Annotated in this window: 22 protein-coding genes; 11 read left to right on the forward strand and 11 right to left on the reverse strand. The window is 65.9% G+C overall.

Annotated features, from left to right (window positions below; all coding sequences use genetic code 11):
- Positions 1–145: 145 nt before the first annotated feature.
- Together AB4Y35_RS04645 and AB4Y35_RS04650 are read right to left on the reverse strand one after the other, a co-directional pair.
- Positions 146–1,705 carry a tripartite tricarboxylate transporter permease gene (locus AB4Y35_RS04645; RefSeq protein ID WP_368703504.1) on the reverse strand — a complete coding sequence of 520 codons (1,560 nt, stop codon included), beginning with the start codon at positions 1,703–1,705 and terminating at the stop codon, positions 146–148.
- 8 nt (positions 1,706–1,713) lie between these two features.
- Entirely contained in the window at positions 1,714–2,139 is a 426-nt protein-coding gene (locus AB4Y35_RS04650) for a tripartite tricarboxylate transporter TctB family protein (protein ID WP_368703851.1), read from the reverse strand.
- Between the two features lie 453 nt (positions 2,140–2,592).
- On the opposite strand from AB4Y35_RS04650, the gene AB4Y35_RS04655 reads away from it, so the two are divergent.
- On the forward strand, positions 2,593–4,263 hold the full coding sequence (locus AB4Y35_RS04655) for a thiamine pyrophosphate-binding protein (RefSeq protein WP_368703505.1): 1,671 nt from the start codon (positions 2,593–2,595) through the stop codon (positions 4,261–4,263).
- Between the two features lie 34 nt (positions 4,264–4,297).
- Here the strand turns inward: AB4Y35_RS04655 and AB4Y35_RS04660 are convergent, their stop codons facing one another.
- Positions 4,298–5,230 carry a hypothetical protein gene (locus AB4Y35_RS04660; RefSeq protein WP_368703506.1) on the reverse strand — a complete coding sequence of 311 codons (933 nt, stop codon included), beginning with the start codon at positions 5,228–5,230 and terminating at the stop codon, positions 4,298–4,300.
- Positions 5,231–5,392: 162 nt separating this feature from the next.
- On the opposite strand from AB4Y35_RS04660, the gene AB4Y35_RS04665 reads away from it, so the two are divergent.
- Both AB4Y35_RS04665 and AB4Y35_RS04670 read left to right on the forward strand, forming a co-directional pair.
- Positions 5,393–6,298: a S1C family serine protease gene (locus AB4Y35_RS04665; protein ID WP_368703852.1), complete on the forward strand. Its 906-nt coding sequence runs from the start codon at positions 5,393–5,395 to the stop codon at positions 6,296–6,298.
- Positions 6,299–6,340: 42 nt separating this feature from the next.
- Positions 6,341–6,985 carry a LuxR C-terminal-related transcriptional regulator gene (locus AB4Y35_RS04670; RefSeq protein WP_368703853.1) on the forward strand — a complete coding sequence of 215 codons (645 nt, stop codon included), beginning with the start codon at positions 6,341–6,343 and terminating at the stop codon, positions 6,983–6,985.
- A 175-nt stretch (positions 6,986–7,160) separates the two neighbouring features.
- Here AB4Y35_RS04670 and AB4Y35_RS04675 read toward each other — a convergent pair whose 3' ends face one another.
- Positions 7,161–7,406: a hypothetical protein gene (locus tag AB4Y35_RS04675; protein ID WP_368703507.1), complete on the reverse strand. Its 246-nt coding sequence runs from the start codon at positions 7,404–7,406 to the stop codon at positions 7,161–7,163.
- Here AB4Y35_RS04675 and AB4Y35_RS04680 point away from each other — a divergent pair.
- The gene (locus tag AB4Y35_RS04680; protein ID WP_368703508.1) at positions 7,393–7,662 is read left to right on the forward strand and encodes a hypothetical protein; all 270 of its coding nucleotides are present in this window, start codon (positions 7,393–7,395) and stop codon (positions 7,660–7,662) included. The two genes, AB4Y35_RS04675 and AB4Y35_RS04680, sit on opposite strands and share 14 nt — an antisense overlap.
- A gap of 97 nt (positions 7,663–7,759) precedes the next feature.
- Positions 7,760–8,392 carry a glutathione transferase gene (gene yfcF, locus AB4Y35_RS04685; RefSeq protein WP_368703509.1) on the forward strand — a complete coding sequence of 211 codons (633 nt, stop codon included), beginning with the start codon at positions 7,760–7,762 and terminating at the stop codon, positions 8,390–8,392.
- A 56-nt stretch (positions 8,393–8,448) separates the two neighbouring features.
- On the opposite strand, the gene AB4Y35_RS04690 is transcribed toward yfcF, so the two are convergent.
- Positions 8,449–9,375 (reverse strand): glutaminase, encoded by a 927-nt coding sequence (locus tag AB4Y35_RS04690; RefSeq protein ID WP_368703510.1) that lies wholly within the window; start codon positions 9,373–9,375, stop codon positions 8,449–8,451.
- A 108-nt stretch (positions 9,376–9,483) separates the two neighbouring features.
- Positions 9,484–11,055, reverse strand: coding sequence for a DHA2 family efflux MFS transporter permease subunit (locus AB4Y35_RS04695; protein ID WP_368703511.1), 1,572 nt, complete (start codon positions 11,053–11,055; stop codon positions 9,484–9,486).
- Between the two features lie 274 nt (positions 11,056–11,329).
- Here AB4Y35_RS04695 and AB4Y35_RS04700 point away from each other — a divergent pair, with 274 nt between their 5' ends.
- The 3 genes from AB4Y35_RS04700 to AB4Y35_RS04710 all read left to right on the forward strand — a co-directional run bounded on the left by AB4Y35_RS04700 (position 11,330) and on the right by AB4Y35_RS04710 (position 14,418).
- Positions 11,330–11,980, forward strand: coding sequence for an alpha/beta hydrolase (locus tag AB4Y35_RS04700; RefSeq protein WP_368703512.1), 651 nt, complete (start codon positions 11,330–11,332; stop codon positions 11,978–11,980).
- A 359-nt stretch (positions 11,981–12,339) separates the two neighbouring features.
- The gene (locus AB4Y35_RS04705) at positions 12,340–13,395 is read left to right on the forward strand and encodes a rod shape-determining protein (RefSeq protein WP_368688349.1); all 1,056 of its coding nucleotides are present in this window, start codon (positions 12,340–12,342) and stop codon (positions 13,393–13,395) included.
- A 237-nt stretch (positions 13,396–13,632) separates the two neighbouring features.
- Positions 13,633–14,418 carry an alpha/beta fold hydrolase gene (locus AB4Y35_RS04710; protein WP_368688423.1) on the forward strand — a complete coding sequence of 262 codons (786 nt, stop codon included), beginning with the start codon at positions 13,633–13,635 and terminating at the stop codon, positions 14,416–14,418.
- A gap of 110 nt (positions 14,419–14,528) precedes the next feature.
- Here the strand turns inward: AB4Y35_RS04710 and AB4Y35_RS04715 are convergent, their stop codons facing one another.
- A complete protein-coding gene (locus AB4Y35_RS04715; RefSeq protein ID WP_368688350.1) occupies positions 14,529–14,930 on the reverse strand; it encodes a hypothetical protein in 402 nt (133 codons plus the stop codon).
- 371 nt (positions 14,931–15,301) lie between these two features.
- On the opposite strand from AB4Y35_RS04715, the gene gltA reads away from it, so the two are divergent.
- Together gltA and AB4Y35_RS04725 are read left to right on the forward strand one after the other, a co-directional pair.
- Positions 15,302–16,603, forward strand: a complete 1,302-nt coding sequence (gene gltA, locus AB4Y35_RS04720) for a citrate synthase (protein WP_368703513.1) — start codon at positions 15,302–15,304, stop codon at positions 16,601–16,603.
- A 250-nt stretch (positions 16,604–16,853) separates the two neighbouring features.
- Complete coding sequence (locus AB4Y35_RS04725; RefSeq protein ID WP_368703514.1) at positions 16,854–19,133, forward strand: glycogen debranching N-terminal domain-containing protein; 2,280 nt, start codon at positions 16,854–16,856, stop codon at positions 19,131–19,133.
- 46 nt (positions 19,134–19,179) lie between these two features.
- Here the strand turns inward: AB4Y35_RS04725 and AB4Y35_RS04730 are convergent, their stop codons facing one another.
- From AB4Y35_RS04730 to AB4Y35_RS04745, 4 genes are all read right to left on the reverse strand, one after another.
- Positions 19,180–20,259 carry an asparaginase gene (locus AB4Y35_RS04730; RefSeq protein ID WP_368703515.1) on the reverse strand — a complete coding sequence of 360 codons (1,080 nt, stop codon included), beginning with the start codon at positions 20,257–20,259 and terminating at the stop codon, positions 19,180–19,182.
- Positions 20,260–20,332: 73 nt separating this feature from the next.
- The gene (gene lhpI, locus AB4Y35_RS04735; RefSeq protein ID WP_368703516.1) at positions 20,333–21,241 is read right to left on the reverse strand and encodes a bifunctional Delta(1)-pyrroline-2-carboxylate/Delta(1)-piperideine-2-carboxylate reductase; all 909 of its coding nucleotides are present in this window, start codon (positions 21,239–21,241) and stop codon (positions 20,333–20,335) included.
- Between the two features lie 61 nt (positions 21,242–21,302).
- A complete protein-coding gene (locus AB4Y35_RS04740) occupies positions 21,303–22,544 on the reverse strand; it encodes an NAD(P)/FAD-dependent oxidoreductase (protein WP_368703517.1) in 1,242 nt (413 codons plus the stop codon).
- A 102-nt stretch (positions 22,545–22,646) separates the two neighbouring features.
- Positions 22,647–23,558: a LysR family transcriptional regulator gene (locus tag AB4Y35_RS04745; protein ID WP_368693088.1), complete on the reverse strand. Its 912-nt coding sequence runs from the start codon at positions 23,556–23,558 to the stop codon at positions 22,647–22,649.
- A gap of 155 nt (positions 23,559–23,713) precedes the next feature.
- On the opposite strand from AB4Y35_RS04745, the gene AB4Y35_RS04750 reads away from it, so the two are divergent.
- Entirely contained in the window at positions 23,714–24,739 is a 1,026-nt protein-coding gene (locus tag AB4Y35_RS04750) for a DUF1338 domain-containing protein (RefSeq protein ID WP_368703518.1), read from the forward strand.
- Positions 24,740–24,748 lie beyond the last annotated feature (9 nt).

Here is a 24,748-nt window from a genome sequence, read left to right on the forward strand (position 1 = left end):
TTGTACTAGCGTTGAGGCAAACACGTGGTCGCACATGACCGATGCTATGGTCTGCTTACAACAGAATATCGAGGGGTTTTACGCTCACTAAAATGACAACGCCGCCCGGGCAGCTTGCAGCCGGGCGGCGTTCATCTTGCCCCGTTTAATCGCTGCTTGCCCGAGGCATTTCGGTGCGCGTTCCACCCTGGCGCACGCGTTCCGTCTTGTTTGCGCGGCGGCGGTTTCGTTGTGCCGACAACGTGACCATCACGACGAGCAGCAGCGATGCGATGAGGAATCCGCAGCTGATGGGCCGCTCGACGAAAATCGACATATTCCCGTGCGAAATGAGCAGCGCGCGGCGAAAGTTCTCTTCGATCATCGGTCCGAGCACGAAGCCAAGCAGAATCGGCGCGACTGAAAAGCCAAGGTAGTTGAACACGGTGCCGATCAAGCCGAACGCCAGCACTTGCCAGACCTCGAACAGGCTGTTCTGGGTGCTGAACACGCCAACGGCAATAAAGAACATCGCAGAGGGAAAGAGATACCGATAAGGCAGTCTGAGCAATTTGACCCACACGCCGATCATCGGCACGTTGAGCAGCACGAGAAGAATATTGCCGATCCAGAAGCTCGCAATGAGGCCCCAGAAGATATCGGGGTGCTCGGAGATCAACTGGGGGCCAGGTGTGATGCCCTGAATGATGAGCGCGCCGAGGATCAGCGCCATCACCGGATCGCCGGGTATGCCGAGGCTCATCGTCGGAATGAAATCGACCTGCGTTTTCGAGTGCGACGACGCTTCGGGTGCCGCGACGCCGGCAATCACGCCCGTGCCGAACGCCTGGGGATTCTTCGAGAGCTTGCGCTCGAGCGCATAGGCCACGAACGTGGTGATCGTCGGGCCGGTTCCCGGCATGGCGCCGAACAGCGCGCCCACGGCCGTTCCTCGCGTCATGGGCCAGAAGGTGGCTTTGAGTTCCTCGCGCGTGGGCCGCATGTCCTTGAAGCGCACGCTGAGCGACTTGCTCGACACCTGCATTCTGTTGACGTTGCACAGGAAGTCGGCCACGCCAAACAGCCCCATGGCGATCGCGACCAGTTCGAGCCCGTCGTTCATGTCGGTCAGGCCAAACGTGAAGCGGAACGTGCCCGTATTGACATCGGTGCCGGCCATGCCGCAAAGCAGGCCGAACAGCGTCATGGCGACGCCCTTGAGCGCCGAGCCTCGCGACATCGTCGAGCCGGCGAGCAGACCCAGCAGCATGACGGAGAAGATCTCCGAGGGGCCGAACTTGAAGGCCATTGCCGTGAGCAACGGAGAGGCAAAGATCATCAGGATGATGCCGGTCGACGCCGCGAAGAACGAACTCAGCATCGTGATGCCGAGCGCCGCGCCGCCTCTGCCGGCCTTCGCCATGGGATACCCGTCGAGGCAGGTGATCGCATGCGGCGGGTGAGAAGGCAGATTGAGCAGGATGGCGCCGATCGCGCCGCCGTATTGCGAGCCGTAGAAAATACCGGCGAGCATCAGGATCGCCGGTACAGGATGCATGACATAGGTGAGCGGCAACAGGATGGAGATGGCCGACAGCGCGCCCATGCCCGGCAACACGCCCACCATGTTGCCCACGAGGACGCCGAAGAACGACCACATCAGGTTGGTGCCCTGAAGCACAACCGAGAAGCCGTAAAAGAGGTCGTGCAAGGATTGTTCGATCATGTTGCTCACTATCCCCAGGCAAATGGCGCCAGCTGAAGTTTTAGCGCCCATGAGAAGACAACGAGGGCGATCGCGCACATGACGATCGACAACGCGGCTGCCCGAAACACGGTATTGGTTCGGTCTCCGAGCGCGGATATGAAGACGATCGCGAAGGTGGCGGGAATCAGGCCGCCGTACTTGCCGAACAGGATGAACGCGAGCGTGCCCGTGATGATGCACACGGCGCCACGCAGGTCGGGCAGCCGCGCATGCGCATCGGCCGTGTTCGAAGCGGGTTTGGGCAGATCCTTCGCCGAGAGCGCGATCAGAATGCCGACGACAGCCAGAAGCGCGCCCACGGCGACGGGAAAGAAACCCGCCCCCATGCTCGTCAGCGATCCCACGTCATAGGACATGCCGGCATACGCGGCGCTCACGCCGATCACGACCATCAGTGCGCCGGCGTAGTAATCCTTGCTGAAAGAAACTCTGAGGTTCAACGCACACCTCCGCCGCCTGAGCGATTGACATCCGCAGCGCAGCCCGGCGCATGAAGTCTGGGAGAGCGAGGTCCGGCAAGCTTGCCGGGCCCCAGGTGTGGCAGGGCAAAAGGAAGCACTGCGAATCGAAATTGACTGTACAACCGGTGCGCGCCAATGGCCCGCAGGGAGCGTCGCCTGTTTGTCACAGTCATACAACTCATATGTATGAGTCGCAATGTAATGTGTTAGCCTTCGGATTGCCATCAGGGAAAACATGGGTGTCGGCGCATCGTGCGCGAGACGAAGCAATTCTTTCGTCGACTTCAAGAATTACTGACTTTTCGCCCTGCCAGATGACGCGAATAATCCACTCGCCACCCATTTCATGCGGGAATCAATTCGTCTTGAACAGGAGATATCGCAATGTCGATTGCATGCCGCGGCGCTGACGCGCTGGTAAATGCGCTGTCCAAAGCCGGGGTGAAGCATGTCTTCACCTTGTCGGGCAACCACATCATGCCGGTGTTCGACGCTTGCATCGGCGCGGGTATCGAGTTGTTTCACACGCGCCACGAGGCCGCGGCCGTGCATATGGCCGACGCCTATGCGCGCTTGACCGGCAAGGTCGGCGTGGCGCTGGTGACGGGCGGTCCCGGTCACGCCAACGCGGTTTCGGCGCTCTATACGGCGCAGATGGCGGAATCGCCCGTTCTGCTGCTCTCCGGGCATGCGCCGCACGACCAGTTGGGCATGGGCGCGTTTCAGGAGATGCGCCAGGCGGATGTGGCGGCGCCGCTCGTGAAGATGGCCGCCACGGCGCAGCATCCGGACACCCTCGTCGATGAACTGTTGCATGCGATGCGCACCGCGCAGTCGGGGCGCCCCGGGCCCGTTCACCTGAGCCTGCCAGTGGACGTATTGGAAGGCGCAGCGCACGTGCCCGCTGAAATGAACGTCGAAAGCTTTTTGCCCGCGCGGCAGATGCTTGACGATACAACGGCCAGGCGCCTCGTCTCGAGCCTCGCCGATGCGTCGCGCCCGCTGATCCTCGTGGGGCCCGCGTGCATGACGCGCGCGGGCCGCGAGCGCACGGACACGCTCGCGGCGGCGCTCGGCATTCCGGTCATCGGCATGGAGAGCCCGCGCGGCGTCAACGATCCGGCGCTGGGGGCGTTCGCCGAGGTTCTGGCGCAGGCTGACCGTGTGATGCTGGTCGGCAAGCGCATGGATTTCACGCTGGCGTTCGGGAAGTCGCCCGCGTTTGCGCCGGATTGCACGTTTGTTCAGGTCGATCCGGAGTCGCAGGAGATTGCACGCACGCGCCGCGCGGTAGGTGAGCGCCTGATCGGCACGGCCGTGGCGGATAGTCTCCCGGCGCTCGAAATGCTGGCTACCGTTTCCCGCAATGCCCACAAGTGCGACGAACGATGGACGCGCGACGTGCAGGGCGCGATTGCATGGCGGCCCGAGCAATGGCGCACGGCGTCATCGTCGCTCGAAAAACGGGTTCATCCTGTTCAGGCGCTCGCGCCGTTCCGGACGTTGCTCGACAGCCATCCCGACGCGGTTTTCGTCTCCGATGGCGGCGAATTCGGGCAGTGGGCGCAAGCCTGCCTGCGCGCGCCCCATCGTGTGATCAACGGCGTCGCCGGGGCGATCGGCGCCGCGCTGCCGTTCGCGCTGGCCGCGCGCGTCGCGCACCCTGATGCACCCGTCGTTGCCGTGATGGGGGACGGCACGTTCGGCTTTCATGCGGCGGAAATGGATACCGCCGTGCGCTACGGATTACCCTTCGTGGCCGTGGTCGGCAACGACGCGCGCTGGAACGCCGAGTACCAGATCCAGTTGCGCACTTATGGACCCGAGCGGCTGATCGGCTGCGAGTTGCTGCCCGCACGCTACGATCGCGTGACCGAGGCCTTCGGCGGAGCGGGCGCGTTCGTCGAACGTGCGGACGACATGAAAGACGCGATCGAGCGGGCGCAGGCTGCGCAGAACGCGAAGCTGCCGGCGTGCGTGAATATCATGATCGAAGGTGTTGCTGCGCCGTCTTTCAAACGGCGCGCGCCGGAAGCTGAACCGCCGGGACGCTAGATCAGGAGGTTCGCAAACGAATCGGTGACACGGGCTACTGCGCAGTCTGCTGACGCTGATATTCGTTGTGCTTCATTTGCATGTAATCGGCGCGGCTGACCTCGTGCAGTTGCCGCGGATACTGCTCGGTCGCGTCGAACCACTCGGCGAGGCGTTTGTCGAGGCGGGCATTGGGCGGGCTGGAAAGCGCATCGAGATACGCTTCGATGGCGAGGTAATAGCGCATGGTGTTGCGTTCGACCAGACCGCGCACGCCGCCGATGTATCGCGTCTCGTTCGTCGACGGATCGCGGGTCGTGGAAAAGCCGACTTTGTCGCTGCCTATCGTCGCCAGATAGGCTTTCATGGCAAGCCGCCCCGCCGTGCCGTAACCGTAGGCGTAAGTCAGATGAATAAAGGTGCGATCGTTACCCACGGGGATGGCCTCCAGCACGATCCGGTAGTCTTTCGTGCTCAGCGGACCGGTGGCGGCGGTAAGCTCCACGCGAAAATAGTCAGGGCTACTCACCGCCTGCTGCCAGGCGAATTGCACGCGGTAGGATGAGGACAGCGATTCCTCGGTTTTCTTGCCGATATTCACGGCGAGCACCGTACCGTTCGCGCCGGTCGAGGCATGGCAGTACTTGATGTTCAGGTGCAGGATCAGCACGTCGCACCAGTTCGCGGGCCCTTCAGTCGGGTGGTTGAGCGTGTCGTTGACCGTCGCGAAAGGGAAGTTGACCACGCCGTAAATATCGCCTTTGAGTGCCGATGGCAGCTCCTGCGATTCGAGGTAAAGCGGTCGCTGAAACTGGTTTTGCGCGAGTTGCTGTGTGAGACTCTGGTACTTTTCGCGCAGGCTCGTCGCCCTGGCGTCCGCTTGCGCGAAAGCGCCCTGGCCCAGCAAACAGAGCGCCGCGGTCATCACGGCCATCCACCACTGGCGCGTGCGCCGGAGGCCTGATGCGAATTGGGCAAGCGTACTCATGGCCTTCCTCCCGTGTTGACTCCGTGTGCACTGCATCGATCCGACTACCCATTTGGGTGGTGTGCGCCGCCTGTCCTTCTGTCATTGTGAACCCACGAATGGTGAACCCACATTGGCAGGAGACTTGAAATGGAAACGACATCCTCGAGCGCAAATCCTTTAGTGGTTTTCTCGGACGGTCTGGCCGACATTGTCGCGCGAGTCGGGCAGAGCGTTGTGGCAATTCACGGCCGGCATCGCATGCCGTCGAGTGGGGTAATCTGGCGCCATGGCGTCGTCGTAACGGCTGCCCACACGATCCGGCGCGAGGAGGGGATCAAGATCACCCTGACCGACGGTCGTACGGTCGCCGCGGTCCTTGCAGGCCTCGATCCGGGCACCGACCTCGCCGTGCTGAAGCTGGACGGCGTGGACCTCGACCCAGTCGAGTCCGGCGATGCGGGCTCACTGAAGCCGGGTCATCTGGCGCTCGCGGTCGCGCGCACCGACGAACTCGGCGTCAGCGCCGATTTTGGCGTGATCGGCGGCACGGGCGGTGCCTGGCGCACGTGGCGAGGCGGCCAGCTCGACGCGTTCGTGCGGCTCGACGGCGGTCTGCGCCCGGGATTCTCGGGCGCGGCGCTCGCCGACATGCGCGGCCAGGTCGTGGGCATCTGCACGTCGGGGCTGATGCGCGGCGCCGGCATGGTGATTCCCGCGACGACGGTGGAGCGCGTCGCCGACGAGCTGCTGGCCAAGGGGCGCGTCTCGCGCGGCTATCTTGGCGTCGGCACACAGCAGGTCAGCCTGCCGAACGCATGGGTGGACAAAATGAACCTGTCGTTCAATAGCGGATTGCTGATCAGTTCGCTTGCGCCGGGCGGTCCCGCGGAACAGGCCGGTGTGCTCATCGGCGATGTGCTGATCGAACTGGCCGGCCAACCTTGCCGCGACATGGGCGACCTGCACGCCGCGCTGGGCTCGACGGGCATCGGCCAGCCGTTGCCCGTCACGTTGATCCGGGGCGGCGAGCGCCACGCGTGCACGGTCACCGTGGGCGAGCGGCCCCAACGACACGCATGCAGGTGAAGTCCGGGACGCGGCGAAATGGCGGATGGAACGATGGAAGACATGGGGCCGGTGCGGGTCGCGGTCATTGCGGCGTCATCGCAGCTGCGCGCGAGCCTGCAGACGATCGTCGAGTCGGACCCGGCACTCGCGTTCCTCGGTAGCGCCGCCGACACCGAAACGCTCGCCGCTTACCTCGCCGGTTCGGTGCCGGATGTCGTCGTAGCCGACATCGAGCCTCAGGCGAGCGACGCGCTCAAGACGCTGTTCGACCCAGGCCACGCACCAGCGGCGCTGGTCCTGTTGCTCGACGACCCGGATAGCGACGCGTTCCTCGACGAACTGCCCGCCTATGCGACGGCGATCCTGTCGCGCGACGTGACGCCCGCCGAAATCGTCGCGGCCATCGAAGCCGCTGCCGCTGGCCTGTGCGTGCTGTCGCCCGATATCCTCGCAAGGCTGCTGGCCGGACGAAAACCGTTGCGCCAGCCGGCATCCGGCGGACCGTTCGAGGCCTTGTCGCTACGGGAGATCGAAGTGCTGGCGATGCTCGCCGACGGACTCGGCAACAAGGAGATCGCCCGGCAACTCGACATCTCGGACAACACGGTGAAATCCCACCTCTCGTCCATCTTCGGCAAACTCGGCGCGACCAATCGCACCGAAGCGGTGATGCTCGGCATGCGGCACGGATACATCATGGTGTAAGCAGGCCACGACCGCCCCGCGATAAAGGCGGCATGGACAGCGCTCAAGAAACCTTCAGGCTTGCCGATAACACACGGATAGGGCGTTATTCGGCAGCGGCGCAGCCCTTGACTTACGGCGAGAAAGATTCCATGCAGATTCAACCCATTACCGCGACGACGACTACGACGACTGCCTACGGCGGCGGCACGCAGGCTTCGACGGGCGGCGCAGGCAACGGCGCTTCCTCGGGCGCGGCATCGTCGAATTCAAACGACAGCAACACGACGAGTTCGTCGACGAGCGCGTCGAGCAGCGGCACCACCTCGGCTTCGACTTCGACGCAAAGCACTTCGGCCTCTTCGAAAGCGGGCGGCGGCGGCGGCGCGGCATCCTCCAGCAGTTCGTCATCGAGCGAAGTCGAGGAATTGAACGCGCTCATCGCGTCGCTTCAGGCCCAGCTCGCGCAGGTGTCGTCGCAGACCTCCAGCGCCGCGGCGCAAGGCTCGAACTCGGGCGAGATCAGCCAGATCAAGGCGCAGATCCAGAATGCGCAGAGCGCGTTGAGCCCGGCGTCGCAATCGGACGCGAGTCAGGTCAGCCAGATCGCGTCGCAACTGGCGAGCGTGCAGACTTCGCTGGCGCAGTTGATGGTCGCGAGCGGCAAGACCACGGGGCTGGTTTCCACGACGGCGTGAGCGGAGCGGGGCAGGCCGATTCGATCGGCCTGCCGATGATCGAGCGCAACGGCGGCTGGGCTTGCTACTATCGTCGGCGCCAATAACGGAGCCGACTGTGACCCACCCCACTCTCCACCTCTACGCCGACGCCCAGTACGCCAGTCCCTACGCGATGTCCGTCTTCGTCGCGCTGCACGAGAAGGCGCTCGCGTTCGAACTTTCGACCGTCGATCTCGGCAAGAGCGAAAACCAGCAGCCGGAATTTGCGGCAATCTCGCTCACGCGGCGCGTGCCGACCCTGATCCACGATGGCTTCGCGCTCTCGGAATCCTCGGCGATCACGGAGTATCTGGACGAAGCCTTCCCCGGCGTGGCGCTTTATCCCGCGGATCGCCAACAGCGCGCCCGCGCGCGCCAGGTTCAGGCGTGGCTGCGCAGCGATCTCATGCCGATCCGCCAGGAGCGCTCGACCGAGGTCGTGTTTTGCGGCCCGACCACGGCGCCGCTTTCCAGCGCAGCGCAACTCGCGGCGGAGAAGCTCTTCGCGATGGCCGAAGCGTTGCTCGCACAAGGCGAAAAGCATCTTTTCGGCGAGTGGTCCATCGCCGATGTGGACCTGGCGCTGATGCTGAACCGTCTGGTGCTGAACGGCGATCCGGTGCCGCATCGGCTGGCGCAGTACGCCCTGGCTCAGTGGCAGAGGCCTTCCGTGCAGCGCTGGCTCACGCTCGAGCGGCCGCCGCTCTGAGGCTGCGTCGTCGCGCGGAGCTTGCCGATGCGGACCGGATGGCGTTCACCCAAGCCTCAGAAAATCGAGCGGCCGGTGCGCGTCGTCAGCCACTCCAGCGCCAGCGAGCCGACCAGCGAATTCCCAGTCGAGTCGAGGCCCGGCGACCACACGCACACCGCGAATTCGCCGGGCAGCACCGCGATGATCCCGCCGCCCACACCGCTCTTCGCCGGCAAGCCCACGCGGTACACGAAGTCGCCGGCCGCGTCGTAGGTGCCGCAGGTCAGCATCAGCGCAGAAAGGCGCTTGGCCGAACTCGCGTCGAGCACGGGTTCGCCGCTCGCGGGCGAAACGCCGCCGTTGGCGAGAAAGAGCGCAGCGCGCGCCAGTTCCACGCAGCTCATCGAGATCGCGCACTGGCGGCAATACGCGTCGATCACGGTATCGGCGGGCATCTCCAGGTTGCCGAAGCTCGCGATGAAATGCGCCATCGCGCGGTTGCGCTCGGCGTGCGCGAGTTCCGACTGCGCAACGCGCAGGTCGTAGCCGATGCCGGGCTCGCCCGCAAGCCGCCGCATGAAATCGACGAGCGCGGTTTCCGCCTGCACGAAGCGGCGGCACAGCACGTCGGTCACGACCAGCGCGCCCGCGTTGATGAACGGGTTGCGCGGCTTGCCCGCCTCGAATTCGAGCTGCACGAGCGAGTTGAATGCCGTGCCCGACGGCTCGCGGCCCACGCGCTGCCAGAGTGCGTCGCCGAGCAGCTGGAACGCGAGTGTGCAGGCGAACAGCTTCGAAATGCTCTGGATGGAAAAGCGCACGTCGGCGTCGCCGGTGCGGTACACCTGGCCGTCCACCGTGACGATGGCCATGCCGAAGTGATCGGCGCGCACCGTGGCGAGTTCAGGGATGTAGTCGGCCACGCGGCCCGTGCCGATATACGGCTGCAGGTCGCGATGGATGGCGTCGAGGATGGGCGTGTAGTCGAACGTGTGAGTCATGGGAGGGAGCCAGGCAATCGCGGCGGAGCGCCCGCAGCGGTCCCGCGATTGTAGCGGCTCGCGCTTGGCGCCACGGCTTCATTGCGCGCCCCGACTCGACCCCGCGCGTCAATGCGCTCCCGCCGCGCCGCCGCCTCCGCCGCCCTTCGTCGACTTCGTGATCCAGATGAGCGGAATGATCACGAGAAAGATGATCGCCGAGATATAGAAAATGTCGTTCAGCCCCATCATGGCGGCCTGGGTGGAGAGCTGGAAGTCGAACAGCGCGCGCGCGGAAGGCTCGCTCAAATTCAACACCTTCTGGGTCTGGTCCATCGCCTGCACGAAGGTCGGGTTGTTGACCGAGGCCTGTTCCGTGAGCCGCGCGTGATGCAGGATCGTGCGGTTGTTCCAGGCGTTGGTCGCGATCGAGGTGCCCACCGCGCCGCAGAACACACGCACGAAGTTCGAGAGGCCCGCCGCCGCCGGCACGCGGCTCGGCGGCTGCCCCGCGAGAATGATCGCCGTGAGCGGCACGAAGAAGAGCGCCATCGGGATGCCCTGCAGCAGCGTGGGCAGCACGAGATGGAAGGTGTCGATTTCGATCACGTACAGCGAACGCATGTAGAACACCCCCGCGAACATCACGAACGCGATCGTCGCGATGATGCGCGCGTCGGAGCGCGGCAACAGGCGCCCCACGACGGGCGAGAGCAGCAGCGCGAAGACGCCGAGCGGCGCGGTCACGAGGCCCGCGTCCACCGAACGGTAGTTCAGATACTCCTGCATCCACTGCGGCAACAGCACGAGATTGCCGAAGAACACGGCATAGGCCACGGAAATCGCGATCGTGCCGCCGAGAAAGTTCCGTTGTCCGAACAAACGCAAATCGACGATCGGATGCTCCTCGGTCAGCTCCCAGACCAGAAAGAACGCAAAGCTGATGAGCGCGACGAGGCCGAGCGTGACGATCACGGGCGAGTTGAACCAGTCGAGGTCCTTGCCTTTATCGAGCATGATCTGGAGCGAGGCGACCCAGGCGATCAGGAGGCCGAGGCCCACCACGTCGATAGGCGGTTTGCGCGTGGCGGATTCGCGCTTGCGGTAGATCGACCACGTGACGAACGCCGCGAAGAAGCCCACCGGGATGTTGATGTAGAAGATCCACGCCCAGTTGTAGCTATCCGTGATCCAGCCGCCGAGCGCCGGTCCCGCGATCGGGCCGACGGTCGTCGTCATCGCCCAGAACGCCAGCGCGCTCGCCGATTTGTCCTTGGGCCACGAGCCGAGCAGGATGGCCTGCGAGAGCGGAATCAGCGGGCCGGCCACGGCGCCTTGCAGCACGCGCGCGACCAGCAGGAACGGCAGGGTCGGTGCGATGCCGCACAGCCACGACGCCACCACGAACGAGAGGATCGAGGTGACGAACAGGCGCACCTGGCCGAAGCGCTGCGTGAGCCAGCCGGTGAGCGGAATGGACACGGCGTTGGCCGCCGCGAACACGGTGATGACCCACGTGCCTTCGTCGACGGACACGCCCATGTCGCCGGAGATGGTCGGAATGGCGACGTTGGCGATCGACGTGTCGAGCACGTTCATGAAGGTCGCGAGCGAGACCGCGATGGTGCCGAGGACCAGGCTGCCTCCCTGGAGCGGCGGCGGTGGCGCGGGCGGCGCCGATGATGCGGCGGGCTGGTTCAAGCGTGTTCTCCGCGGATTCGGTTTGCGGCACAGGATACCTGTAATCGCCCTTCGTCATCGCCGGCCGCGGAGCATCCCCATGCGGTGCAGGGTCATGGGGCTTGCGAATGGCTTTCGCGCGATCGGGCTGCGGTTGCGGCTTTATGTAATGCCGGGAAATGGAGTCTTTCGTACACGCGCGGCATGGCGAGCGTATCCTTGCGCCTGCCGCGCGCCGCGCAAAAAGCGTGCGCTGGACACACAATACGATCGTCAGTACAGGGGAGGTCCGACCATGAGCTGGGAAGCATTCGAAGGGGGCTGGCGTCTGGCGCCGGCCGATGGCGCCGCGCACGCGCTCGTCGTGCTGCTGCACGGGGTAGGCAGCAACGCACAGGACCTCACGCCGCTCGCGGACGTATGGCGCGATGCGCTGCCGGGCGTCGCGTTCACGTCGCTCGACGGCAGCGAGCCGTTCGACGGCGGCTTTGGCGGACGCCAGTGGTTCAGCCTGCGCGACATCAGCGAGACCAATCGCGAGGCGCGCGTCGTCGTCGCCTCGCAGGTGTTCGAGCGGCGGCTCGCCGCCGAACTCGCCCACTGGGGGCTCGGCCACGACGCGCTCGCGCTGGTGGGCTTCTCGCAAGGCTCGATCATGTCGCTGTACCACGTGGCCACGCAGGCGGCGGGCGCGGCGGCCGTGGTCGCCTATGCGGGCCGGCTCGTCACGCCCGTGGTCGCGAAAAGCCGCACGGTGCTCACGCTCGTGCACGGCGAGGACGACGAAGTGATTCCGGCGAGCGAACTGGAGCGCGCCGCCGCCGCGTTCAGCGACGCGGGCTTCGCGGTCACGGCTTTCGCGCTGCCGGGCGTCGGCCACACGATCACGCCGCAGGGCGTCATGCTCGGGCGCGACGCCCTGGTGCGCGCGCTCGCGCGCGGCTAATCGGCTCCGTTCCGATTGCTGGCGGGGACGAGGTCGGTCCCCGTTAATCAGCGTGAATCGGCCGCGATCCGGGGCCATCAGCGGGCTAAATCGGTACAAATTGGCAGTCGCACAAGCCCGCAGTGTCGTATTTCGGCCATATTTTCCGGATAGGCTATGCAGTTGTTTTTCGACCGGCTAAAGTTCGCGCCGGTCGCGGCCGTTATTACGGGGAGTCGCCGCGACCCTGTGGGCCGCGTAGGCCCGTTCCGCCCGGCGCGCGGCTGGTTCGCGCTGCCTGGACGAGGCCGCCATCGGGAATGCCATCCGGCGGCGCGTCGTCTGCCGGGTCGCCAAAAAGAACCGAACTTCAGACCAATATGGCCCGAGCCAAGCCGCAATCCATTTTTTCCAAAAGGCTGTTCCGCCAGGACGTGGCGCTCGATCTCGGTACGGCCAACACGCTCATCTACACCGCCGACAAGGGCATCGTGCTGAACCAGCCCTCCGTGGTCTGCTTCGAGCGGCGCGCGGGCGCGAACGAGACGACGGTGGCCGCCGTGGGCCGCGAGGCGAAGGATCTGCTCGGCCGCGCGCCGGCCAATATGGAGACGGTGCGGCCGCTCTCGCATGGCGTGATCGCCAATTTTTCCGCTGCCGAGCACATGATGCGCCGCTTCGTGGCGATGGCGCAGCCGCGCCGTCTGCTCGGCCGTCGTGCGGCATTCACGGTGTGCGTGCCGGCGGGCGCGACGCGCGTCGAACTCCGCGCGATTCGCGAGGCGGCCTTCGCGGCGGGCGCTGCGAGCGTAAACCTGATCGGCGAGTCGCTGGCTTCGGCGCTCGGTGCGGGTCTGCCGGTGCACGCGGCGACGGGCTCGATGGTCGTGGATATCGGCGGCGGCACGACGGAAGTGGGCATCGTCGCGCTGGGCGGCGTGGCGTGCAGCGGCTCGGTGCGCGTGGGCGGCGACCAGTTCGACCGCGCCATCGTCGACCATGTGCGCACGCTCTATGGCGTCGTGCTGGGAGACCAGACCGCCGAACACGTGAAAAAGACGATTGGCTGCGCGCTCTACGGCGAACCCATCGAACGCATCCGCGCGACCGGGCGCAGCATGGAAGACGGTCTGCCGCGCACGGTCGAGATCACGAGCCACGACGTGGTGGACGCGCTGGCCGCGCCGTTGCGCGTGGTGATCAACGCGGTGCGGCAGGTGCTCGAGACGGCGCCCGCCGAACTCGTCACCGATATCGCCGATAGCGGCATCGTCCTCACGGGCGGCGGCTCGCTGCTCGGCAGGCTCGACCAGTGCCTCGCCGCCGAACTTGGCGTGACCGTGCGGGTGGCCGACGAGCCGCTCACCTGCGCGGTGCGCGGTGCGGGCGCGGCGGCCTCGCTCATGAGCGAGCACGCTTTCGAAATGGTCGAATAACGGCGCAAGCCGGCGCACGAGGCAACGCCGCTTCTCCGGGGCGCCGGCGTGCCCGGTGTTCGCGCCGCGGGCGTGGGACAATATGCCACTTTGCCGGCGTGCGCCGCGATGGACTGCCCGTAGGCCGTTTTGTCCTTTCAATGCGCCGCTGTCCCGTTGTCTCCACCTCGTCCAGCCGTGAATCCAGCCGCTTTTCCGGCCCCCGGTACGTTCATCGAACTGCCCGGCGGCCTGCCCATGCCCTATGTCGAACGGGGCGAGGGCGAACTCCTTCTCTTCGTGCACGGCTCGCTTTGCGATTACCGCTACTGGCAGCCGCAGCTGGCCGGCCTCGCGCAACAATATCGCTGTGTATCGGTGAGTCTCACGCACTACTGGCCCGCCGCTGACGCTGCGCGCGGCCTGCCATTCAGCTGGCGGCAGCATGCGGATGAACTCGCGGCGTTCATCGAAGCCCTCGGCGCCGGCCCGGCGCACGTGATCGGGCATTCGCGCGGCGGCCTCGTGTCGTTCCAGTTCGCGCGGCGCCATCCGCAGCACGTGCGCACGCTCACGCTCGCCGATCCGGGCGGCCCGGTCCAGCAGCCGGGCCAGACGCTCGCCACGCTCCCCGAGAACGTCAATGCGCTGCGCGCCCGCGCCGTGGCGCTGATCGAGTCGGGCCAGGTGGACGCGGGGCTGGAGTTGTTCGTCGATTCGGTGAGCCGGCCCGGCTTCTGGGCGAAGAGCACGCATGGGTTTCGCCGCATGGCCACCGACAACGCACACACGCTTGGGCCGCAGTTTCAGGATCCGCTGCCAGCGTACTCGCGCGAGCAGGCCGCCGAGGTGCAATGCCCCGTGCTGCTGATCGACGGCGAGCTGAGCCCGGAAGTGTTTCATCGGGCCGTGGCCGCGCTCGATGCCTGGCTACCCGATGCGCGCCGCGCAAGTGTGGCGGGCGCATCGCATGGGATGAATCTGGCGCGGCCCGCCGCGTTCAACGAGTTGATCGATCGCTTCGTGAGCGGCCACGGGCGCTGACGCGCGCTGATGCGCGCCGATGCAAAAAAGGGCGGCCATGCGAGAGAACTTGACTCGCGGCCGCCCTTTTTTATTGCTGCGAGGAATATCGCAGTCCGAACGATGCTCGCTTAGTCGCGGCCGTGCGCGTGGGCGTCGAGCGTGTGCTCGGCAGCTTCGCCGACGAGGCCCGCGTAATAGAGGTGCACACCGATCGCGAGCGAATCGTTGCGGATTTCGTGGAAGGCCTTCCATGCCTTCACCGGATCCTTGAACACGAGATAGTGCGCTTCCTGCGAAACGAGGCGGGCGACCTGGTGCAGGCCGTGGCCGTTGAGCGCGTCCACGAGGTGATCGAGGCTGCGATGCGTGCGCGCGTCGGTGCGCGGATACAGCATGTGCAGCACGGCCACGCGTTCGCTGGCGAGCGCAGCGGACAGTGCGACCACGATGTCCTGGTGATTGAGTGCCGTGACAACGGCGCCCTCTGCTTGTTCGTCTTCTGCGAACAGGGTGTCGACCGAGATGTTCATCTGTTGCTTCCTTACGTTTTGCTTTAAGCGCGTGTGGCGGTGAAAAAAGCCCGCCGGTGACAGCGGGCTAGTTTACAAAATGCAAGTAATGGAAAACCCTTGCATGTCAAGCAGTATCGCAAAGATGGGGTGCGACATGTTGCGCTGCAAGAGCAAAATATTGTTGCAGGAATCGGCGTTAAGGAAGCCGCAAGCTTGGCAGTGTTGCGAGCTTGAAGAGGGATTGTTGCTGGCTGTGCTATCAATCGATGCTGCACCGCGCCGTAGAATGCGGCAAGCGGTCGCAGCGATGCCGGCGTTTCCGGCGGCTGCGTCCTGTTGCGCGAGGTTTTGCGCGAAGTATTGCGATGACAGCAATTCAAGGACAGAAAATGATCGACTCGAAGACACACGCCACGCTCACGATCCCCGGCCACGCTGAAGGCGTGCAGTTGCCGGTCTACAAGGGCACCCAGGGCCCGGACGTGATCGACATCCGCAAGCTGTACGGCCAGACCGGCATGTTCACGTATGACCCGGGCTTCATGTCCACGGCGTCGTGCAACTCGGCGATCACGTATATCGACGGCGACAAGGGCGAGCTGCTCTACCGCGGCTACCCGATCGACAACCTCGCGCAAAACGCCGACTTCCTCGAAAGCTGCTACCTCCTGCTCAAGGGCGAGCTGCCCACGCAGCAGCAGAAGGACGAATTCGTGGCCTCGGTGACGAACCACACGATGGTTCACGAGCAGATGCACTTCTTTTTCCGGGGGTTCCGCCGTGACGCACATCCGATGGCGATTCTGGTGGCGGCGGTCGGCGCGCTGTCCGCGTTCTATCACGACTCGCTCGACATCAACAACGAGAAGCATCGCGAGGTGTCGGCGATCCGTATGATCGCGAAGCTGCCGACGCTCGTCGCCATGGCGTACAAGTATTCGATCGGCCAGCCGTTCGTGTATCCGCAGAACGACCTGTCGTACAGCGCGAACTTCATGCGCATGATGTTCTCCGCGCCGAGCGAAGAGTACAAGGTCAACGACGTGCTCGTGCGCGCGCTCGACCGTATCCTCATCCTGCACGCCGACCACGAGCAGAACGCTTCGACGTCTACCGTGCGTCTGGCCGGTTCGTCGGGCGCGAATCCGTTCGCGTGTATCGCGGCCGGTATCGCCTGTCTGTGGGGCCCGGCGCACGGCGGCGCGAACGAAGCCGCGCTGAACATGCTCGAAGAAATCGGCTCTGTCAATAACATCCCGAAGTTCATCGAACAGGTGAAGGACAAGAACTCGGGCGTGAAGCTGATGGGCTTCGGCCACCGCGTGTACAAGAACTACGACCCGCGTGCGAAGCTCATGCGCGAAACGTGCTACGAAGTGCTCAACGAACTGGGCCTGCACGACGATCCTTTGTTCAAGCTCGCCATGCAGCTCGAAAAGATCGCGCTGGAAGACGAATACTTCGTGTCGCGCAAGCTGTACCCGAACGTCGACTTCTACTCGGGTATCGTGCAGCGCGCGCTGGGCATCCCGACCTCGATGTTCACCTGTATCTTCGCGATGGCGCGTACGGTGGGCTGGATCGCGCAGTGGAACGAGATGATCGCGGACCCCGAGCAGAAGATCGGCCGTCCGCGCCAGCTCTTCATCGGCGAAACGCCGCGCGTCGCGAAGCCGATTTCGCAACGCTGATCCTCGAGCCGCGCGCCGCTTCCGGCGCGCGAGCGCATTGCCTCCACGGGCGCCCGCACGTTACGTCGTGCCGGCGCCCGCAATTTTTTCCGCGCACGATCCTTGCTCGCGCCGGGATGTGCCACCGATTTCGCGCGTCACCTCGCATATTCTTCGCGCATTCGCCGCCAACGCGTGCGCCGAAGCCACTACAATCGATCGCAAGCGAACCGTACCGTAACCCTTTGCATGGGACCCAGGAGGCACGCAAATGCAGGATCCTGAAACACTCGGTGGCGTCACGCGCTCAAGCGGCGTGGATCATCCCGACCAGGACACGCGAGAAGCCGACGGCGCGTTCATCGCGCCCGAAACCCCCGAGGTCGCAAGCGCCGACCAGCATGTGCTGAAGTCGGGCGGCACCTTCATCGTCAACGATCCGCTCGGCGACATCACCGGCATCGACGACGGCCTGTTCGTCAACGACACGCGCGTGCTCTCGTCGCTGCGTCTCACGTTCGGCGGGCGCGTGCCCTCGCTGCTCTCGGGCAGCGTGAGCAGCGACAACGCCGTGTTCACGGCCCACCTGACCAATCGTCCGCTGCCGCCGCTCGGCGGCACGACCACGCCCGAGGGCGTGATTCACGTGCAGCGCGAGCGCGTGCTCTCCGGCACGATGATGACCGAGGCCATCGAACTCACGAACTACGGCACCGAAGACGCCGTGGTGCCGCTTTCCATCTCGTTCGCAAGCGACTTCCGCGACATGTTCGAGGTGCGCGGCCTGAAGCGCGAAAAACGCGGCACGCTCATGCCGCCGCGTGTGGAGGACGGCGAAGTCCGGCTCGAGTACATCGGCCTCGACAAGGTGGCGCGGCGCGTGCGTATCGAGTTCTCGCCCACGCCGAACAAACTCCTCGCCGATCGTGCCGACTTCACGGTCGATCTGCCCGCGCAGGCCTGCGTCTCGGTCTATCTCACGGTGGCGATCGAAGTCGAGGCCATGCCCGGCGCCGCGCCCGGCACGCAGAGCGCGGGCATCTTCCAGCCGCCGCATTGCCTCGCGGACTCGCAGGAGCAGCGCGTGGGCCGCGCCGCCCAGCGCGCCGCGCTGGTCGACTCGCATATCGTGATGCGCGAACGCCGCCGCGCGGCGGCGCACTTGCGTTCGAGCAATCCGCTCTTCAATGCGTGGATCAACCGCTCGATCGCCGACCTCGGTCTCTTGACGACCGACCTGCCGACTGGCCCGTATCCGTATGCGGGCATTCCGTGGTTCTCCACGCCGTTCGGCCGCGACGCGGTCATCACCTCGCTGCAGACGCTGTGGCTCACGCCCGCGCTCGCGCGCGGCGTGCTGCGTTTTCTCGCGGAACATCAGGCACGCGAGAATTCGGCGTTCCGCGACGCGGCGGTCGGCAAGATCATGCACGAAATGCGCAAGAGCGAGATGGCCGCCACGGGCGAAGTGCCGTTCGCGCTCTACTACGGCGGGGTGGACACCACGCCGCTGTTCGTCGTGCTGGCGGGCGCTTACGTCGAACGCACGGGCGACACCTCGCTGATCGACGAGTTGTGGCCGGCGCTGGAGCGCGCGGCGGCCTGGGTCGCAGGTGTATGCGACCGCAACAAACTCGGTCTGCTCGATTACCGGCGCGAATCGGAAGGCGGGCTCGCGAACCAGGGCTGGAAGGACAGCCACGACTCCGTCTTCCACGCGGACGGCCGTTTCCCCGATGGCCCGATCGCGCTCGTCGAAGTGCAGGCGTACGCGAGCGCGGCGTTCGAGACGATGTCGCGTTTCGCCACGCATCGCGGCCAGGTCGAAGACGCGGCGCGCTACGCCGCGCGCGCCGCCAAAATCCGCCGCTGCGTGGAAGAGAAGTTCTGGATGCCGGAGTCGGAATTCTACGGCATCGCGCTCGATGGCCACGGCGACCTGTGCCGCGTGCTCGCGTCGAACGCGGGACATCTGCTCGCCTTCGGGCTGCCCGAGGAGGCGCGCGGCCGCGCCGTGGCGGAAGTGCTCGAATCGGCGCTGTTTCACACGGGCTGGGGCGTGCGTACGCTCGCGGCGGGCCAGGCGCGCTTCAACCCCATGGCCTACCACAACGGCTCGGTCTGGCCGCACGACAACGCGCTGTGCGCACGCGGTCTCGCGCGCTATGGCCGCAAGGCGGCAGCGGTGCGCCTCCTGCAGGCGCTGTTCGAGGCCGCGGTGACGTTCGACATGCGTCTGCCCGAACTGTTCTGCGGGTTCCCGCGCCGGCGCGGCGAGCCGCCCACGGCGTATCCGGTGGCCTGCCTGCCGCAAGCCTGGGCTGCGGGTTCGCCGTTCATGATGCTCGAAGCGTGTCTTGGCGTGACGATCGACGCGGCGCGCAACGAGGTGCGGGTCGAGCAGCCCATGCTGCCCGAAGGCATCGACTGGCTCGAAGTGGGCGATTTGCGCGTGGGCAAGCATACGGTGACGCTCATGTTCCGCCGTGTGGACGGCAAGGTCGTGGCATCGGCCGATCGCAGCGACGTGAAGGTCGTGGCGTTGCTGTGAATCTGGGCGCGGGCTTGCAAAGCCCGCGCGCCTATTTCTGCGCTGATTACGAAGCGGCGCGCTGCAGCGTGAACTGCGGCGCGACGTAACCCGTCTCGACGCCCATCGTGTTGACGATGCGCGGGGCGTCGAATTTGCTTAGTTGTGCCAGCTGTTCCGGCGTGCCGATGCCCAGTTGCCTGAGCACTTCCACGACGGTGGCATGGAGCGCGGTCAGATCGCCGTCCTCGATCTTTACCGCAATACCCAATGCCGGGCCGCCCGTGTGCGGCGCGGTCGCCGCGCTTGCGCGCACGCCAATCGCATAGCTGCCCGCCGCGCCCAGCTTGCCGACGAGCGCGCCTTCGAACGCGCGCATGAGCGCCGTGCAGAAGCGGCCTTCGCCCGCCACGAGTTCCGGATACGACGTCATCGCGCGATAGATGTGGGCGAGCGCCTGCGAGCGCGAGTCGGCCGCGGCCGGGCCTGGCAAAGCCGCGTGGTCCTGCGCATCGGCGAGCTTCACGAACAGGCGGGCGAGCCGGTCGAGCGAGAAGGCGGGCGTAGGCAGATTGCAACCGTCGATGCCCCACTCGACGCCCGTCTCGGGAAGGTCGCAAACCTCGGCCACGACCCGCTTCACATGTTGCTGCAAGGGGTGCGAAGGCAGATGGTAATCGGCCAGCGCCGCGCCGATCGCGCGGGCGCCCGCAAGCATGCCCGCGTGCTTGCCCGAGCAGTTGCTGCACACGGCGCCCGGCGTGAAGTCGCGCTTGATCCACGCCTTGTAGACGGCGTCGGAGATCGGCACATGGCCGCCGCAGCGCAGGTCCGATTCCGTGGCGGACACCTTGGCGAGCATCGCGCGCGTGCGCTCGATATGACGGTCCTCGCTGCTATGCGAGGCGCACATGAGCGCGAGATCGGCGTCGTCGAAGCCAAAGCGTTCGAGCGCGCCGGTTTCGGCCACGGCGAGCGCCTGCGCGGGCTTGGCCGCCGAGCGCACGAGCGTCATGCGATGCGGGTCGCCGAACGCGTAGAGCAGGCGGCCCTGGGCGTCGACCACGGCAATGTGGGCGATATGCGTGGTTTCGATGACACCGCCGCGCAGGACTTTCACGGCGGATTGGGGGGCGCTCGTCGTCATGGTGCGTCTGCCTTCGGTCTCGGATGGGATCGCGCTGCGCGATCGATGTGCGATTCTAATCCGCGCCTGCGGGTCAGCGCATTTGCCGGGCCACGCGGCACGCGGCGAGATCCCACGCGCCGCTGCCAACCGTCTTCAGCAGCACGGGAGTGCCGTCATGTGCCGCGCCGTCCGTCACAGCGGAGCCTATCGTGCGCACGTTCGCCCAGTCGACGCCGGCCTGCAGCAGGTCGCCGGCTTCTTCGCGCGCGGCTGCGAAATCGTCGACGAACACGCGGCTCGCACGCACCGTGTCCTTTGCGATTTCGGCCGCGTCCGGCGTGAACGCGCCCACGCCGATCACGAGCCGGTCGTTTCGCGCCGCTTCGTCGTACACGGGCGTCTTGCTCGTCGTCGCGGCGATGACCACGTCGACTGCGTCGGGTACCGCATCGTGCGCGGGCGTCACGTCTACGCCAGCCTGCGCGAAGTGGGCGCGGAATGCCGCTTCGGACGCTTCGGTCCGGCCTTGCACGTAGAGCGTCGCCGCCGGATAGAGCTGGCCGATCGCCTCGGCATGAAAACGCGCCTGCTGTCCGGTGCCGATGACCAGAAACGCGCGCGGCGCGCCGGGATGAAAGAGGCGCACGCCCAGCATGGAGAGCGCCGCGGTGCGCCGCCCGGTCACGGTCGGGCCGTCGAGGATGAACTCCGGCTGCCCCGTCGCGCCATTGCACACCGTCACCGCGCCGAAGATGGTCGGCAGGCCGAGCGCCGTGTTGGCGGGGCACACGCTCACGAGCTTGTGGATGGCGATGTCGTCGGCGCTGGCGGGCATCGAGAGCATGACGCCGTTGCCCTTGAGCGGCACGCCCGTGCGCACGGGCGCGTGAATGCGGCCCGCGTCGTGGTCCTGCGCGGCCGTGGCGAGGGCGTCGACCAGCACGCCGAAGTCGAGCAGGCGCGCCGTGGCGGTTGCGTCGTAAATCGCGATGGGCTCCATCGAGTCTTCTCTCCTGATGAATGATGCGTAGGTGGGGCGGCGTGCGTTCCGGCCGCCGGCCTCAAAAGCGGTCGATGCGAAACGGCGCGAGATCGACGGCGGGCGTCTCGCGCGCCATCAATTGTGCGACGAGTTCGCCGCTGAGCGGCCCGAGCGTGAGGCCCAGATGCTGATGGCCGGTCGCGACGAACACGTTCCGTGCGCCGCGCATCTCGCCGATCATCGGCAGATAGTCGGGCAGCGTGGGGCGCTCGCCGTACCAGCGGCTCGCAACCTGCGCCGCCCGCGCGCCGGGAAAGAGCGTCTGGAACTGCGTGGCGAGCATGTCGGCGCGGCGCCAGTCGGGTGCGCCGCGCGCGCCGAGTTCGACGGTACCGGCGAGCCGGATGCCTTGCGCCATCGGGTTGCAGGTGAAGCCGCGCTCGACGAAGCTCACGGGCACGCGCAGCGTGTCTTGCGAGGGCGCGTCGAGCTGGACGTGATAGCCACGCTCGTTGGTCAGCGGAATCCTCGCGCCGAGCTGCTGCGCGAGCTCGGCGCTGCGCGAGCCGGCCGCGATCAGTACCTTGGCAACTGGGTGCGTCGCGCCGTTTAGCGTGACGTCGATACGGCCGTCGGGCAGGGCGCGCAAGGCATCGACGGCCGCGCTCGTGAATCTCGCGCCCGCCGCGAGCGCGGCCCCGAAAATGCGCTCGACGACCTGCTGCGGATGCGTGACCGAAGCCATGCCGGGAAAGTAGCGCGCATGGCTGATATGCGGCGTGAGCGACGGCAGATAATCGCGCCGCACCTGCTCGGCCGTGAGAGTTTCGTAGCGCACGCCGTGCCGGTCGAGTAAATCGAGTCGCGCGCGTTCCGTTGCGTGCGCAACGGGTTGCTCGAACACGTAGAGCGAGCCGATGTCGCGAAAGAGTTCGGCGGCGATGTGCCGATCGAGCAGACGACGCCAGGCGTGCGCCGCGCCGGTCACGAGACTCGCGAGCGCTCGCGTGTTGCGCCGGAAGCGCGGGCGCTGCGCCTGCGCGGCGAACTCCAGCACCCACGGCGCCATGCGCGGCAGGCTGCGCTTGTGCAGGCGCAGCGGGCTGTCGCGGCGCAGCAGCATGCGGGGCAGGCCGGCCATCGTCTCGGGGCTCGCGAGCGGCGCGACATGATCGACCGCGATCAGGCCCGCGTTGCCGAACGAGCAGCCCGAACCGGGCGGGGCGCTGTCGACGATATGCACGCGCATGCCGCGCTGCGCCAGGTTGAGCGCGGCGCTGGCCCCGATGATGCCCGCACCGATGACGATGACGTCTTCCATGTCAGTCTCGCGACGAAGAAGTGATTTCGTCCGATGCTAACCCAACTATTTCCTATAGGAAACTTTTTTCTGATCGTGCATCTCGCGTGTTCGACCTGCCGATCAGCCTTGCGCTTGTGAAGCGTTGTAGGCGCTCGCCTGCTCGAGCAGCCACGCGCGGAACAGCTCCAGTGGCTTGCCGTGGCTGAGTTCGGTGGGATAGACGAAGTAGTAGCCGCCATCGGCAATCGCCGGGGCTTCGAACGGCATGACGACGCCGAACCGCTCGAGCTGGCCTTCGACGAAAAACTTCGGCACGAGCGCCACGCCGAGGCCGGCGGCGGCCGCGGCGATCAGCATGGTGTGCAGTTCGTAGCGCACGCCGTGCATGGTGGCGTTGTCTTCCACGCCGAGGTCGGAGAACCAGCGCGTCCAGGCGTCGGGGCGCGTGGTGGAGTGCAGCAGCGGGTAGGCGAGCAGTTCGTGCGCCTTCTTGACGGGGCGCGCGAGCAGCGACGGCGAACAGACGGGCACCACTTCCTCGCCGAACAGAAAGTCGGACGACGTGCCGGGCCAGGTTGGCTTGCCGTAGTGGATCGCGGCTTCGAAATGCGATTCCTCGAACGAAAACGTCTCGGTGCGCACGCCCATGTTCACGCGCACGTCGGGCGTGCGGTCGTAGAAGTCCTTGAGGCGCGGAATCAGCCACTCGGACGCGAAGGTCGGCAGCACCGCGAGTTCCAGATAACCGCCGCCGCTGCCGTGCGCAATGATGGAGAGCGTGTCGCGATCGAGGTTTTCGAGCGCGCGGCGCACCTGGGTGCTGTAGAGCCGGCCCGCGCGCGTGAGCACGACCCGCTGTTTGGCACGCACGAAGAGGCGCACGCCGAGATTCGATTCGAGCGTGGCGATCTGGCGCGAGACCGCGCTTTCGGTGAGGAACAGCTCCTTGGCGGCGTGAGTGAAGCTCTCGTGCCGCGCCGCGGCTTCGAAAGCCGTCAGCGCGCCGATATTCGGGATCTTGAACTTGCGCATGGTGATTCCAGAAACTCATCAAGTGACAATTTAATCTCGCTTTACGCGGTGCGCAACCATTTGAATAATGCGTTTTACGTATAGTTGGCCGAAGCCAATGGCCAGAGGCCCGTTTGATGACCGCTGCGAGGTGGTCGTTTCCTGTGAGATTGGTGATGCGCAATTCGAACGTAGAACGCTTGTTGTCCGCACTGCTGGGCCGCGAGAAAACTGAAACCCTCTTTGCAACGCTGAACTTTCCGTCGACGCTCGCCGACTGGGAAAGCGGCACCGTCACGCGCGCCGAACTCGCCCAGGCGATGAACATGGCGCTGTTCGAAGACCTGCTCGAGCGCTCGCCCAACGGCCGCACGTACACGAACGACACGGTGGCGCAGGGCGGCGCGGTGTACTTCGACCATGGCGCACTGCGCACGGTGCGCTGGGCGCAGAACGGCGCGCTGCCGCCCGGCGAAGCGGCGTTCACGCGCATCCTGCGTCCGCTCGGCTTTCGCCTGAATGGCCGCTATCCGCTGGACAAGCTCGGCATGACGGGGCGCGCCTACGCCCACGAAGACGCGCCCGACGAGATCGCGCAGTTCTTCGTGAGCGAGCTGCACCCCGAGCGCTTTTCGGCGGCGTTCCAGCAAGCCGTGACGAACGTGGTGGGCGCGTCGAAAGATCCGCTCACGCCGCTGGCCATGGCGCAGCTCTCCGAACTCGAACGCGACGGCTCGCTGCCGCTCGACGCGGCGCTACAGCTGCTGCCCGTGATGGTCGGGGCCTTCGCGCGACAGCACGAGGTGCCGTCTGTTTCGGACTACGAGACATTGCTGCAGGAATCGGCGGAAATGGCGTGGATCGCCACGGAAGGCAATGCCTTCAATCACGCGACCGACCGCGTGGAAGACGTATTCAAGCTTTCGGACGACGAGAAGGCCAAGGGGCGCCCGATGAAGCCCAGCGTCGAGACCTCGCGCTCGGGCCGCGTGTTCCAGACGGCGTATCGCGCCGACACCGTAACGCGCGAGTTCCGCGCGGCGGACGGCGAGCGCGTGACGCGCGAGGTGCCGGGCTCGTTCTACGAGTTCATCACGCGCAAGCGCACGTTCGATCAGGCCACGCGGCGCTGGCAGACCGATTTGCGCTTCGATGCGGGCAACGCCACGGGCATCTTCAAGATGACCGCGAACGCCGCATAAGCTTGAGGG

The organism is Paraburkholderia sp. EG286A (genome assembly GCF_040965375.1).
Classification (GTDB): domain Bacteria; phylum Pseudomonadota; class Gammaproteobacteria; order Burkholderiales; family Burkholderiaceae; genus Paraburkholderia.

Excerpts from the sequence above, each read along its gene's own strand:
- AB4Y35_RS04645 (WP_368703504.1), bottom strand. The coding sequence starts at position 1,705 with ATGATCGAACAATCCTTGCACGACCTCTTTTACGGCTTCTCGGTTGTG.
- AB4Y35_RS04650 (WP_368703851.1), bottom strand. The coding sequence starts at position 2,139 with ATGGTCGTGATCGGCGTGAGCGCCGCGTATGCCGGCATGTCCTATGAC.
- AB4Y35_RS04655 (WP_368703505.1), top strand. The coding sequence starts at position 2,593 with ATGTCGATTGCATGCCGCGGCGCTGACGCGCTGGTAAATGCGCTGTCC.
- AB4Y35_RS04660 (WP_368703506.1), bottom strand. The coding sequence starts at position 5,230 with ATGAGTACGCTTGCCCAATTCGCATCAGGCCTCCGGCGCACGCGCCAG.
- AB4Y35_RS04670 (WP_368703853.1), top strand. The coding sequence starts at position 6,341 with ATGGGGCCGGTGCGGGTCGCGGTCATTGCGGCGTCATCGCAGCTGCGC.
- AB4Y35_RS04675 (WP_368703507.1), bottom strand. The coding sequence starts at position 7,406 with ATGAGCGCGTTCAATTCCTCGACTTCGCTCGATGACGAACTGCTGGAG.
- AB4Y35_RS04690 (WP_368703510.1), bottom strand. The coding sequence starts at position 9,375 with ATGACTCACACGTTCGACTACACGCCCATCCTCGACGCCATCCATCGC.
- AB4Y35_RS04700 (WP_368703512.1), top strand. The coding sequence starts at position 11,330 with ATGAGCTGGGAAGCATTCGAAGGGGGCTGGCGTCTGGCGCCGGCCGAT.
- AB4Y35_RS04705 (WP_368688349.1), top strand. The coding sequence starts at position 12,340 with ATGGCCCGAGCCAAGCCGCAATCCATTTTTTCCAAAAGGCTGTTCCGC.
- AB4Y35_RS04710 (WP_368688423.1), top strand. The coding sequence starts at position 13,633 with ATGCCCTATGTCGAACGGGGCGAGGGCGAACTCCTTCTCTTCGTGCAC.
- AB4Y35_RS04715 (WP_368688350.1), bottom strand. The coding sequence starts at position 14,930 with ATGAACATCTCGGTCGACACCCTGTTCGCAGAAGACGAACAAGCAGAG.
- gltA (WP_368703513.1), top strand. The coding sequence starts at position 15,302 with ATGATCGACTCGAAGACACACGCCACGCTCACGATCCCCGGCCACGCT.
- AB4Y35_RS04725 (WP_368703514.1), top strand. The coding sequence starts at position 16,854 with ATGCAGGATCCTGAAACACTCGGTGGCGTCACGCGCTCAAGCGGCGTG.
- AB4Y35_RS04730 (WP_368703515.1), bottom strand. The coding sequence starts at position 20,259 with ATGACGACGAGCGCCCCCCAATCCGCCGTGAAAGTCCTGCGCGGCGGT.
- lhpI (WP_368703516.1), bottom strand. The coding sequence starts at position 21,241 with ATGGAGCCCATCGCGATTTACGACGCAACCGCCACGGCGCGCCTGCTC.
- AB4Y35_RS04740 (WP_368703517.1), bottom strand. The coding sequence starts at position 22,544 with ATGGAAGACGTCATCGTCATCGGTGCGGGCATCATCGGGGCCAGCGCC.
- AB4Y35_RS04745 (WP_368693088.1), bottom strand. The coding sequence starts at position 23,558 with ATGCGCAAGTTCAAGATCCCGAATATCGGCGCGCTGACGGCTTTCGAA.
- AB4Y35_RS04750 (WP_368703518.1), top strand. The coding sequence starts at position 23,714 with ATGCGCAATTCGAACGTAGAACGCTTGTTGTCCGCACTGCTGGGCCGC.